The 12,703-nt window shown below is 64.0% G+C and carries 8 protein-coding genes; 5 read left to right on the forward strand and 3 right to left on the reverse strand.

Going from position 1 to position 12,703, the window contains the following annotated elements:
• Window positions 1-57 precede the first annotated feature (57 nt).
• Window positions 58-3,012, reverse strand: a complete 2,955-nt coding sequence (locus E6X30_RS01805) for an Rne/Rng family ribonuclease (protein ID WP_316335616.1) — start codon at window positions 3,010-3,012, stop codon at window positions 58-60.
• A 515-nt stretch (window positions 3,013-3,527) separates the two neighbouring features.
• On the opposite strand from E6X30_RS01805, the gene E6X30_RS01810 reads away from it, so the two are divergent.
• The 5 genes from E6X30_RS01810 (at window position 3,528) to E6X30_RS01830 (ending at window position 10,942) form a co-directional block, all read left to right on the forward strand.
• The gene (locus tag E6X30_RS01810) at window positions 3,528-5,102 is read left to right on the forward strand and encodes a cytochrome ubiquinol oxidase subunit I (protein WP_316335617.1); all 1,575 of its coding nucleotides are present in this window, start codon (window positions 3,528-3,530) and stop codon (window positions 5,100-5,102) included.
• A gap of 19 nt (window positions 5,103-5,121) precedes the next feature.
• A complete protein-coding gene (cydB, locus tag E6X30_RS01815; RefSeq protein WP_316335618.1) occupies window positions 5,122-6,210 on the forward strand; it encodes a cytochrome d ubiquinol oxidase subunit II in 1,089 nt (362 codons plus the stop codon).
• Between the two features lie 73 nt (window positions 6,211-6,283).
• The gene (gene cydD, locus E6X30_RS01820) at window positions 6,284-7,936 is read left to right on the forward strand and encodes a thiol reductant ABC exporter subunit CydD (RefSeq protein WP_316335619.1); all 1,653 of its coding nucleotides are present in this window, start codon (window positions 6,284-6,286) and stop codon (window positions 7,934-7,936) included.
• Window positions 7,933-9,786, forward strand: a complete 1,854-nt coding sequence (gene cydC, locus E6X30_RS01825; RefSeq protein WP_316335620.1) for a thiol reductant ABC exporter subunit CydC — start codon at window positions 7,933-7,935, stop codon at window positions 9,784-9,786. The genes cydD and cydC overlap by 4 nt, the downstream gene beginning before the upstream one ends.
• On the forward strand, window positions 9,761-10,942 hold the full coding sequence (locus E6X30_RS01830; protein WP_316335621.1) for a histidine kinase: 1,182 nt from the start codon (window positions 9,761-9,763) through the stop codon (window positions 10,940-10,942). The genes cydC and E6X30_RS01830 overlap by 26 nt, the downstream gene beginning before the upstream one ends.
• Window positions 10,943-10,957: 15 nt before the next feature.
• On the opposite strand, the gene E6X30_RS01835 is transcribed toward E6X30_RS01830, so the two are convergent.
• The gene (locus E6X30_RS01835; RefSeq protein WP_034374951.1) at window positions 10,958-11,548 is read right to left on the reverse strand and encodes a response regulator transcription factor; all 591 of its coding nucleotides are present in this window, start codon (window positions 11,546-11,548) and stop codon (window positions 10,958-10,960) included.
• A gap of 185 nt (window positions 11,549-11,733) precedes the next feature.
• Window positions 11,734-12,696 (reverse strand): bifunctional DNA-formamidopyrimidine glycosylase/DNA-(apurinic or apyrimidinic site) lyase, encoded by a 963-nt coding sequence (mutM, locus tag E6X30_RS01840; RefSeq protein ID WP_316335622.1) that lies wholly within the window; start codon window positions 12,694-12,696, stop codon window positions 11,734-11,736.
• Between the last annotated feature and the right edge of the window lie 7 nt (window positions 12,697-12,703).

The raw sequence follows: 12,703 nt of genomic DNA on the forward strand, positions 1-12,703 counted from the left end.
CCGTTGCAGGCATCGCGACCTGCGAAAACGCTCGATATTCCTGTGGAACTCATCACGTCATTCGCCCTGCGCGTCCCCGCTGTGACCCACGGCAGTGTCCTCGGTCTCAGTGGAGGCGTCCGCGGGGGCCTCGGAAGTCGTGGGCGGCTCCGCTGATTCAACGGGTTCGCCGCCCTCAGCCGGCGCGATGACCTGACCGTCGACAGTCACCTCGGGGGCCGAATGACCGGTGCTCGCAGCGGCAATCGAGGCAATCGTTGCGCGCGCGAGGGCACGCGAAGCCTCGTTGTCTTCAAGCCTGTGAACGTCCGAAGCATTCTTTGAATCGACGAGATCCTGCACGGCGTCTTTCGCCGAGGCGGCTTTCTCCTCGGCGGACTGCCCCTTTGACTCTCGCTTCGCCGACTTATTCGAATCACCATCTGAGTTGCGCGACTTCTTGGAGCGCCTGCGCGACTTCTTGGGCTCATCGTCGAAGGCGGGCGGCTCGTGATGATGCTGGCCGTCGAGATCGATTTGAATGCCACGCCCATTGCAGGCTTCGCACATGGTCGAGAACGTTTCAACGAGGCCCGCGCCCACGCGCTTGCGGGTCATCTGCACGAGCCCAAGGCTCGTGACTTCCGCGACCTGATGCTTGGTGCGGTCACGCGAGAGGCACTCGATCACGCGGCGCAGCACAAGATCGCGATTGGCTTCGAGGACCATATCGATGAAGTCCACCACGATAATGCCGCCGATGTCGCGAAGGCGAAGTTGGCGAACGATCTCCTCGGCCGCCTCGAGGTTGTTACGGGTCACGGTTTCTTCGAGCGAACCGCCAGTTCCCGTGAACTTGCCCGTGTTGACGTCAACGACGGTCATGGCCTCGGTGCGATCGATGACGAGTGAACCACCGGAGGGCAGGTAGACCTTGCGATCCATCGCCTTCATGAGCTGCTCGTCCACGCGATATTTGGCGAAGGAATCCTTCTCCCCCACGTGTTTCGTGACGCGCTCGAGAAGATCGGGGGCGACCTCGCTGATGTATTCGTGCAGCTCCCTGTAGACGCTTTCGCCTTCGACGATGAGCGACGTGAAATCTTCATTGAAGATGTCGCGCACGACCTTGATCGCGAGATCCGGTTCGGTTGAGAGCGCGGTCGGGGCATTCTTGCCCTTGGCGCTCGCCTTTTCGATCTTCTCCCACTGCTTCTGGAGGCGCTCGACGTCACGCTTGAGTTCGTCTTCGCTCGCGCCTTCAGCCGCGGTACGCACGATAACGCCCGCTTCCGCCGGAACGATCGACTTGAGGATCTTCTTGAGGCGCGCACGCTCCTTGTCGGGAAGCTTGCGGCTGATGCCGGTCATCGATCCACCCGGGACATAAACGAGGTAGCGACCAGGCAGAGAGATCTGGCTCGTCAGGCGCGCGCCCTTGTGGCCGATTGGATCCTTCGTCACCTGGACCAGCACGGGATCGCCCGCCTTGAGAGCGGATTCGATGCGGCGCGGCTGCCCCTCGAGGCCAGCGGCATCCCAATTAACCTCGCCCGCGTAGAGCACGGCGTTGCGGCCGCGACCGATATCAACGAAGGCAGCTTCCATCGACGGGAGAACGTTTTGGACCTTACCGAGGTAGACGTTGCCCACCATCGACGTGTGCGACTTCTGCGCCACGTAGTGCTCGACGAGGATGTTGTCTTCGAGCACCACGATCTGGGTACGGCCCGGTCGTTCGCGCACGATCATCGTGCGCTTGACGGACTCGCGGCGAGCGAGGAACTCCGACTCGGTAATCGAGTGGCGCCTACGGCCGGATTCGCGGCCCTCGCGACGGCGCTGCTTCTTCGCCTCCAGGCGAGTCGAACCTTTGACAGCCTTGACTTCGTCCCGCGCCTCGCGAACCTTGACGACGGTGTTCGGCGGGTCGTCGGGGTGGGGCTCATCAGAGCCACCTGAGCTGCCCGTGCGGCGGCGGCGACGGCGGCGACGGCTCGACGTGCCGCCCTCGTCATCGCTGTCATCCGCATCGGTAGACGAGTCGCGATCGGCGGCGTCCTTGGGCTCCTCTTCGCCATTCTCGCCCTGGGGCGAGTCGTCCTCACTCTTGCTTCCGCGTCCGCGACGGCCGCGTCCGCCACGGCGGCGACGTCGGCGCGAGCTTCGCTGCGTGCCTTCACCGTCGGATTCTTCGGACTTTTCGGTGTCGCTCGCGCCCGTCTCCGCTTCATCTTCGCTCGCGGACTCCGAATCGGAGCCCTTTTTCTTCGCGCTGCGCTCAGTGCGGGCAGCCTCGCGTGACTCGCGCTCGGCACGCTCGATAGCTGCACGACGTGCGGCTTCGAGATCGGGAGCGCCAAAAGTAATGTCAACGGAGGCTTCGGCGAACGGATCGCTGGCCTCTTCGTCATCGTCGATCTCGCTCGCGGTCACGCTCGGTTCCGAGGTCGGGGTGGGGGCCTGGAAGAGAAGCGAGGCAAAGCCGAGCATGTCGGGGGCCGACGGCTCTTCGGCTACCTCCACGCTCTGACGGGAGTCGGCGAGGGCCTTGAGATCACTCGAAATGTCGTGAGTCCCGAAGGAGTCTTCTTCTCGGCTGTCGGATTCTCGCGCGTCCGTGTCGGGTGCGGGTTCGGATACCTCGCTCGGCGCCCCTTTGGCATGGTCCGTACGCCCCTCATCGACGGCTGCAGACGCACGACCTTCTTTCACGGCTGAGCCTTGGTCAGTCGGCTCAGTCGAATGAGAACCTGCAGCATCACTGACGGGCGCGCCCGTTGCCGCCTCTGCCTCTTTCTTGGCTGCCCGCTCGGCGAGCCGGCGCTCACGAAGATTTAGGGGCTTGGCGTCGCTCACGACGGCACTGCCTTGAGCGGCAACGCTCGTGTGCGCACTCGAGGAAGGAGCTGTTTGTTCCGGAGCGACAGAAGGCGCCCCTGCGGGCGCTCCTGCGGCACGTCGGACACGACGGCGCGGGCGCGAGGCGCCCTGACTACTCGACGATTCGTTATAGGAATCCACTTCAGCCATGTGGCTGCTCCGTTCTAGGGCGGCCCAGCGCATCCTGGAGCCGCCATATGTCATCGCCCGTGGGCGGAAGCCGAATTAACCCTCCCCCTTCGCGCTGCTCTTCACGAGCGCTGCGACACCCGGAGCCTTGCGTCACGGCCAAAGCGTGGCCGGAGCGACAACCGGATAGCGGGGGATCCTTTACGCCGGATGCGTCGGCGCAAACATCACCGCCAAGTATCGCACACGATGGCACGAATCGCTCGCAGGTAGGCAGCCGTCGGACACCTCGCGAGTGACCGCGCAGCGCAACAATGCCACCCGCAAACAGCGACGCACCGCCCGCAGCGGCACCCTTTTCGCGAGGCAATCATTGCATAAAACGGCGTGGCGACACGGCAAAAACCGCAGGCCAGAAACGCCTTAGAGGCGTAGAATGGCAAACAGCAAAGCCGGGCCTAAAGTCCCGACCAGCCACCCTCGAGGTTCCTAACCTGAGGGTGAACCACCCTGTCCCTCTCTAGAAAAGGACGCCCATGGACGCGCTCGATCTCGCGCGGTGGCAGTTCGGCATCACGACCGTCTACCACTTCATTTTCGTGCCGCTCACGATCGGTCTTTCGCTGCTTGTCGCAATCATGCAAACGATCGCTGTACGCGCAAAAGATCCCGTGAAGGCCGATTCGTGGACGCGCATCACGAAATTCTTTGGCTCAATGCTCATCGTGAACTTCGGCATCGGTATCGCGACCGGTATCGTCCAGGAGTTCCAGTTCGGCATGAACTGGTCTGAGTACTCCCGCTTCATGGGCGACATCTTCGGAGCGCCGCTCGCACTTGAAGGCCTCGCCGCCTTCTTCATGGAGTCAACCTTCCTCGGCCTGTGGATCTTCGGCTGGAACCGTCTCCCGAAGGGTCTGCACCTCCTCACGATCTGGATGGTGGCAATTGGCACGACTCTTTCGGCGTACTTCATCATTGCCGCGAACTCGTTCATGCAGCACCCCGTCGCCGCCGTGTTCAACCCCGAAACCGGCCGTGCGGAGCTCGACCCTGCGCAGGGCGGCATTTTCGCGCTCCTGACGAACATCACGACCCTCGCGGCCTTCCCTCACGTGATTGCCGGTGCATGGCTCGTGGCAGGTTGCTTCGTGACCGGCATTGCCGCATGGCATATGGTGAAAAACCACAAGCGCGCCGAGGACCAGACCCTCTCGGGCGAGGAACAGGCCGCTGCCGGCCACCTCGCCAAGAACGTATGGCGTCCCGCAACCCGCTTCGGAGTCCTCGTCATGGTGCTGTCCGCCGTCGGCCTCCTGGCATCGGGCGACTTCCAGGGCAAGCTCATGTTCGAGCAGCAGCCCATGAAGATGGCCTCGGCTGAAGCCCTGTGCCACACCGAAACGGGCGCGAGCTTCTCGATCCTCTCGGTCGCGGGTCCCCGCGCGTTCTCTCAGGACTGCACCGACATCTCGCACATCATCGAAATCCCGTACGTGACCTCGATCCTCGCGACGAATGACCCGAACGCAACGCTCAAGGGCGTGACTGAGCTCAACGCTGAATATAAAGAGAAATTCGGTGCCACGGCCGTCGATGCGAGCGGCAAGACCGTCGACGTCGACTACCGCCCGAACCTCTTCGTCACCTACTGGTCCTTCCGTCTCATGATCGGCTTCGCGATCTTCTCGGGCATCCTTGCCGTCTGGGCCTTCTGGGTCACGCGTGGCAAGGGCGAGAAGGCACGCACCTCGGGCTCGACCTGGTTTGCGCGCTTTGCCCTGTTTGCGATCCCCATGCCGTTCATCGCCAACGCCTTCGGCTGGATCTTCACCGAGATGGGCCGCCAGCCGTGGATCGTCGCACCGTCACCCACCGGCGACCCGCTCGTGCGGCTGCTCACGATGCAGGGCGTCTCCGGCCACGAAGGCTGGCAGGTAATCGTTTCGCTCGTGGTCTTCACGCTTCTGTACGGCGTGCTTGCGGTCGTGTGGTACTACCTCATGCGCAACCAGGCCCGCAAGGACATCAAGGCTCCGCGCTCGCTCTCCGCGAAGGAGAGTGCAGCTCCCGCTGAGATCGATACCCCGACCATCAGCTTCGGCTACTGAGAGAAAGGAGTAGACAATCATGGAAGCAACGTTCCTACAGACCCTGTGGTTCATTCTCGTCGCAGTGCTGTTCCTCGGCTACTTCATTCTCGAGGGCTTCGACTTCGGCGTGGGCATGAACGTCTTCGCGCTCGGCAAGGGCGAGGAGAAGCGGAAGAATCAGATCATCACGACCATCGGTCCCGTGTGGGACGCCAACGAGGTGTGGATCCTCGTGGGCGGCGGTGCCCTCTTCGCAGCGTTCCCCGAGTGGTACGCGACGATGTTCTCGGGTTTCTACCTCGCCCTCATCATCATCCTCGTGGCGCTCATCGTGCGCGTGTGCGCATTCAAATACCGCAACAAGGTCGAGAATGCCTCTTGGCGTTTCGCCTGGGACATCTGCCACTTCGTTGGCGGTCTCGTTCCGGCACTCATTTGGGGCGTGGCCGTGGGCAACATCGTGCGTGGCGTCAACATGGAGGCGAATGCCGGCGGCAAGAGCGTCGTCACTGATTCGCTCTTCGATCTCCTGAACCCGTTCGCACTTCTCGCAGGTGTGGTGTTCGTGCTCCTCTTCTGGCTGCACGGCACGCTGTTCCTCGCTCTTCGCACCACTGGCGAGGTTCGACACGACGCGAACAAGCTCGCGGGCGTCATCGCCATTCCGACCATCGTCGCAGCGGCAGCGTGGGTCCTGTGGGCCCAGCTCGCCTACTCGAACAACGCCTGGACGTGGATCCCGCTCGTCGTCGCAGCGCTCGCCCTTATCGGGGCGTTCGTGCTGAACCGCGCAGAGCGCGAGGGCCTCGCATTTGCCTCGACGTCGGTCGCTATCGGCTTCGCCACGATCATGGCCTTCGGCGCGATCTTCCCGAACGTGCTCCCCGCCGCCAATGATCCGGCTCTCTCGCTGACCGTCATGAACGCCTCGAGCACCGAGTACACTCTTCGGGTCATGACGATCGCGACCGTCATTTTGCTCCCGATCGTTCTCGCCTACCAGGCTTGGGCCTACTGGGTCTTCCGCGCTCGCGTTACGGGCGAGGGCTTCCCGTCCGCCCACGCGGCGAACCTCGCGCGAAAGGCGAAAGAGGGCTACCGCGAAGCCTTCGACACGGAAAGCTAAACCACCTTTGGCAAAGCGACAGCCTCCACTTGATCCGAGACTCCTCCGTCACGTTCATAGCGCTCGCGCGCACGTGATCCGCACGGTCGTCTTGGGCCTCGTGGAGGCTGTTTGCGCAATCACGACCGCATGGTGCGTCGCCTCGCTCGGCGCTGATCTCCTCGCCAACCGAACATGGCCGCACGAAAACCCCCTCCCACTCATCGTGCTCGCGATCGCGCTTGTGATTCGTGCGAGCGCCGTGTGGTACACGCAAGCCACGGGCCACCGTGCAGCGACCGAAACGATCGGGGAACTGAGGCGGGCCGTCGTCGAGACGAACGCGCATCTCGGCCCGCGCGGACGCACCGGCGAAGCCGCCTCGACAGCCGCACTCGCCACCGCGGGGCTCGAAAACCTCCGCCCCTATCTCACGGGGTACGTCCCGCAGCTTGCACTATCGGCGACGGTCACCCCACTCGCGCTTGCCGCGATCGCGGTATGGGATCTCACCAGTGCGATCGTCGCGTGTATCGCCCTTCCACTCATCCCCATCTTTATGATCCTCATCGGGAAAATGACTGAAGGTTCCTCGGCCCGCTCTCTCGCGACCATGCGCACGCTGTGGGCCGAGACTCTCGATCTGGTCGAAGGCCTCCCGACTCTTCGTGCGCTCGGCCGCGCACAGGGATCCGAGCGCATCGTCGCGGACCTCGGCGCGCGACACAAGAAGTCCGCAATGACGACGCTCGCGTGGGCGTTCCTTTCGAGTTTTGCTCTCGAACTCATCGCTACCCTCGGCGTCGCGCTCATCGCGGTCTCCATCGGTTTGCGCCTTGTGGGCGGCGCAATGGAGCCTTTTCCGGCAATCGCCGTGCTCGTTCTTGCCGCCGAGGTGTATCTCCCCTTGCGCCTCGTGGGCCAGCAGTTTCACGCTTCGACGGATGGCCTCGCGGCCGTCGACGCCGCCTTCGAGATTCTCAATGCCCCCGCAGCGGCGGGGAAAGTGGATACCGGTGACGAGGCCACCCGCCCCGCTGCCCCCTCGCTATCACGCACGAGCATTGTCCTGCGTGATCTGAGCGTTGCGGGGCGCGACCGTCTCGCGCCTGCCCACCTCACTGCCGTCATCACACCCGGCCAGATTACTGCCCTTCGCGGCGCGAGTGGCGAGGGAAAATCGACGACGATCGCCGCCATCCTCGGGCTCCTCACGCCGACCACGGGCGGCGTCCTGCTGCGCACTGAGGAAGGCAACAGTCTTGCCCTCAGCGAGATCGATCGAGAAAGCCTCTGGGCGCAGATCGCATGGCTGCCGCAGCGACCCGTCGTGGGCCCTGGCACCCTACGCGAGATCCTCCACGAGTCCCTTCCCGCGGGGACTGCCCCGGGAACCGGAGAGGCACGCGCCCTCATTACGAGGGCGTCACGTGCGACCGGTCTCGACACACACGTCGCGGATGTTCACGGCTGGGACGTCGAACTTGGCCGCGGTGGAACCGGGCTTTCCGTCGGTCAGCGCCAGCGCGTCGCCCTCACAACCGCCCTCCTCGAGGCGAAACCGCTCGTCATCCTCGACGAACCCACTTCGCACCTCGACGGGGCGAGCGAGGCAATGATCGTTCGCCTGCTCGAGACGCTGCGCGAACAGGGCTCGAGCGTTCTCGTGACCGCTCATAGGCAGGCTCTCCTCGATGTCGCCGACCAGGTGATCGATGTGCATGCCGCGGAGGTGTCCGTCCCGTGAAAATATCGTCGCGCGCTCTTTCGCGCATGCATGAGCTCATGGAGATCAGCCCGCGTCAGCTCACATCAGCGGTCGCCGCAGGTGCAGCGACACTCGCGAGCGCCTTTGCCCTCGCGGTTGTGTCGGGCTACCTCATTACGAAGTCGTGGACGATGCCGCCAGTTCTCGACCTTTCCGTTGCCGTCGTGTCCGTGCGTGCTCTTGGCATCTCCCGCGGCGTCTTTCGGTATTTCGAGCGCCTGCTCACGCACGATGCCGCCCTCACCGGCGTCGCGCGCCTGCGTACCAACATGTACGCGGGGCTTGCGAGCGCCCCCTCAGCCCTCGCGGGGCGCCTCAGGCGCGGCGATCTACTCGCGCGTATCGGCGATGACGCCGAAGACATGGCGAACGATGTCATTCGTGCCGTGGTGCCCGCCCTCGTCGCGCTCGTCATGGCAGTCGTGATCCTTGCGACCATCGCCCCATTCTCGCCGATTGCGGCACTCGCCATGCTCGTTGGCCTCGCCTTCGCGACGATCATCGCCCCGTTCCTCGCCTTCAAGGCGGCGCTCGTGGCGGAGCGCGAACTCGTCGAGGCCCGCTCGCGCCTCAATACTCTCTCGCTTTTTGCCCTCGACAACGCTGACGTCCTTCGCGTAAAGGGGCAATGGAACAGCACCCTCGCCGACCTAGAGGCCGCCCAGGGACAGTTTGATGCGGCCCTCGACAAAGCAGCCGTGCCCTCGGCGTTCGCACGTAGCAGCACCCAGATCGCTATGATCCCCGCGCTTCTCGGCTCGATTCTCGCCGCGGGCGCCGTCTACAACCTCGAAACCACGGGGTTGCTTGGCGGGCTCATGGGCCACACGGCGGGCATCATCGGCGTCATCATTCTCGCCCCGCTGTCGAGCTTTGAAGCGGCATCTGTTCTCCCGCAAGCAGCCAGTCAGCGCGCACGCTCGATCGTCGCCGCTGAACGCCTCCACGAACTTGATCCAGGCAACGCCCCGATCGCTTCAGCGTTCGACACTCGGGCAGGCTCGAGCGTGCGCGATGCTCTGCGCGCTGCGACAGAAGACGCGCAGTCGGCGATCGAGGGCCGCAGAGCCGTCGGGCCCGCCTCTGATGAAGTCGCCCCCGCGCCAGCGCGCACCGAACGCCCCTCCCCCGCAGTCCTGAGTGCATCTGGACTGACGACGGGCTGGAGTGCCGAACATCCACTCGCACACGGGCTTGAACTGAGCTTTACCCCGGGAAGTCGCACGCTCGTGTACGGCGCTTCGGGCCGCGGAAAGTCGACGCTCGGCCTAACCCTTGCGGGGCTCCTCACCCCGCTGAGCGGGCGAGTTCTGTATGGCGATACTCCCCTCACGTCATTCACTCCGGCCGCGCTCGCCTCACGTGTGTCGTTTTACGCCGAGGACGCGCACGTGTTTGCGACGAGCCTTCGCGAGAATATTCGTGTCGTGCGCGGCGATCTCACCGACGCAGAAATCCATCATGCCCTCGACCTCGCGGGCCTCGGTCCATGGGTTTCGGGACTCGCTTCGGGGCTCGACACAATCCTTGGCAGTGGCGGCGAGGACGTCTCCGGTGGCGAGCGGCGAAGGCTTCTTCTCGCTCGCGCGATCGCACACGGCGCTCCCGTGACGATCCTCGATGAACCCACCGAACACCTCAACCTTGACCTGGCGGCCGAGCTCATGGACGGTATTCTCACCCCGGGCGCGTTCTTCGCGGCCGATGCGACCGTCATCGTGATTACGCACGATCAGCGTTTCAAGGAATCGGGAGCGGCGGTGCTCGACCTCGACGCCCACGCGACTCACGAAGGGAGCACCCATGTCGAACGCCACGAGAATCAGTGAGCTGACAGCGGCGGTACTCAATGCCGAGGACCCCGACGATGTCCTCGACCTCTTGGCCGATTCCACGTTCGAGATTCTTTCGCCCGACTCGCTCCTCGTGCTTCTCCCCCTGAACGATTCGACGTGGGTGTGCGAGCTTGTTCGGGGGCGGTATCAAGCTGAACTCCTCGGAGCGTCCGTCTCTCACTCGTCGGAAGCAGCTGATTCGGCGCCCCTGCCTTTCGTACTCGATCACGACTCACCGGAGGCACTTGCGACTCTCACGTGGGGTGACCTCACGCGCGCTCTTGCCGACGAGGACCTCCCGGCTCCCGCGGGATCGACGAGCGCACTCGTGGCGTTTCCGATCGATGCGGGCGCCGCGAGGCGCGGATTACTCATCTCCGTTCGGTTCGCGGATGAGGGCTCCGACGCCACCGCAGCTTTTACCGACGCCGAGAACGTGAGCGCCGCTTCGCTCGCCTCTCTCTTTTCGTTCGCGCTCAATGGGTCAACGGGGCGCAGCACCATCGAGGATGACCTCAATAACGAGCGAAACCGCATCGCCCGCGACCTTCACGACCTCGCCATCCAAGAGCTTTTCGGTGTGGGCATGCAGCTCGAGACCGTGATGTCGCAAGCCTCGCGTTTTCCTGAATACTCAGACGAAGGGCCGGTCGCGACGAGCCTTAAGGATTCCGTCGCGGGCATCGAGCGTTCGATCGCGGAAATCCGCGGGATCGTCCAGTCGCTGCGGAATGAGACGGTCGAGGTGACTCTCTCTCAGCGCCTTCGCCACGAGTGCGGGCTCGCGATCGCAGGCCTCGGCTTTGTGCCGTCGCTGCACCTCCAGGCACCGGTCGCCGAGCTCGACGCGATCGAAGGCGAACTTAAAGAGGATGTTGTCGCGGTCGTGAAGGAGTGCCTGGCAAACGTTGCGCGCCACGCGCACGCGAGCGCGGTCTCCGTGAGCATCACGCTCTTCAAAGAGGGCGTGGATACGGTCATCCAGGTGAACGTGAGCGACAACGGGCGCGGCATCGATCCCAGTATCACGCGCCGCTCGGGGCTCGCGAACATGGGTGCACGCGCGCGGCGCCACCTCGGCTGGGTTGATTTTTACAGCCTCGACCCGGGAACGATGGTGAGCTGGCGCGCGACGATTATCGCTGAGTAGTGCGGCGTCGGGCCGTTACTTCCAGTCGGCGCGGCGGCGCGAGACGACCCAGGCGGCGACCTGGGTGCGGCGCTGCAGCCCCATTTTGTGGAGGATGCCCGTGATGCGGTTCTTGACGGTCTTTTCGGCGACGCCGAGTTGATCGGCGATTTCGCGGTTCGCGAGCCCGTCACCGATGTACTCGACGATGCGGCGTTCGACGGCGGAGAAGTCGAATTCGTCTTCGCTCGTGCCGCCCGCGGGCCATGCGGTTTCGCCGTTCGCCACCTTGAGGATCGTCGAGATGATCTCGGCCGAGCGCACGGATTTGAGGAGGAGCCCCGAGGCGCCCGCAGCGCGAGATTCGCGGATCGCCGCATCGTCGTTGAACGAGGTGAGCACGAGCATGGTCTGGTTCTCGTTCTCCTGGCGGGCCGCGTTCATGACGTCGATTCCGGTACCGTCGGGAAGCTGGAGGTCCGTGACGAGGATGTCTGGCTGGACGGCGGGAAGCCGACGCTTGGCTTCGCCAACGGTGCTTGCCTCGGCGACAACGCTGAGGCGGGCATCCGCGTCAATGACGGCAACGATGCCGCGACGCACAACTTCGTGGTCGTCGACAATCATGACGCGGTACTGATCGCCGCTTACTTCGCTCACGCGGTACTCTCCAGTTCGTTTGATCGGGATCCTCACTTGTCCTACCTGGACATCCTAGCCGAACGGGGACCAAATGCCCCACTACAACACCTTTATGCGGGCGTATATGAGCGTGCGGCCGCGCTCGCATGCTTCGTGCTTCTGTAGACCCTTTAGCGCAGGCGCTGGCAATAGGGGCAGAAGTGGCTCGAGCGGTTCTGGAATTGCGCCCGCACGAGGGCACGATTGCACCGTGGGCATGGGCAGCCGTGCTTGCCGTAGGCCTTCAGTGACCGAGCGAAATAGCCGCTTCGGCCGTCGACGTTCACGTATAGCGCATCGAAGCTCGTGCCGCCCACCTCGAGAGCGCGCTGCATCACATCGCGGCAGACCCTCAGAAGCTCTTTGACCTTTCGACTCGAGATCCCGATCGCGGGGCGCGCGAAATGCAGCCGTGCCTCCCACAGGCCCTCATCAGCGTAGATATTCCCGATCCCGCTGAGGGTGCTTTGATCCAGGATGACGGATTTGATGGGGGCCGTGCGCATACGGATCCGACGCACGAGGTTGCCCTCGTCGAGAAACGGATCGAGTAGGTCACGGGCAATATGGGCCGCGCTTTGCGGGATAAGCGGAAGATCGGTGCCCTCGCCCCCTGCACGAGCATCGGCCGTACCGATCAGCGGGCTCACGTGCATCCCGCCAAAAATCCGCTGATCCACAAAATCGATGCGCGCACCGCCCTCCATGTGAAGGCGAATGCGAAGGTGGGTCACGGGATCCGGCGCGGGCCCCTCGCTCACGTGCGGTTCCGACGCTTGAGGCGCCCCACTCACTGCCCCGTCGCGAACACGAAGCTGGCCACTCATGCCCAGATGCATGACGAGCGCTTCGCCGTGCGGCGGAGGAATCGAGGGAGCGCAGCCGGCGTCGGACAGCGACGCCCACAGGAACTTCCCTCGCCTCGCAACCGAGCGAACGCGGCGTCCCTCGAGCTGACGCACGAAATTCTCTTCACCGCCAGCGTGGCGCTTGAGCGAGCGCGCATCGAGCACTTCGACGCGTTCGATCACGCGCGAGGCCATGTACGGCTCGAGGCCTCGACGGACGACCTCAACCTCGGGAAGCTCGGGCACCGCGGGC

It is taken from the genome of Dermabacter sp. (genome assembly GCF_032550575.1).
GTDB lineage: Bacteria > Actinomycetota > Actinomycetes > Actinomycetales > Dermabacteraceae > Dermabacter > Dermabacter hominis.

What these genes read in the sequence shown, in the direction of transcription:
- E6X30_RS01830 (WP_316335621.1), top strand. Translation starts at nt 9,761, where the DNA reads ATGTCGAACGCCACGAGAATCAGTGAGCTGACAGCGGCGGTACTCAAT.
- E6X30_RS01810 (WP_316335617.1), top strand. Translation starts at nt 3,528, where the DNA reads ATGGACGCGCTCGATCTCGCGCGGTGGCAGTTCGGCATCACGACCGTC.
- E6X30_RS01835 (WP_034374951.1), bottom strand. Translation starts at nt 11,548, where the DNA reads ATGATTGTCGACGACCACGAAGTTGTGCGTCGCGGCATCGTTGCCGTC.
- cydB (WP_316335618.1), top strand. Translation starts at nt 5,122, where the DNA reads ATGGAAGCAACGTTCCTACAGACCCTGTGGTTCATTCTCGTCGCAGTG.
- E6X30_RS01805 (WP_316335616.1), bottom strand. Translation starts at nt 3,012, where the DNA reads ATGGCTGAAGTGGATTCCTATAACGAATCGTCGAGTAGTCAGGGCGCC.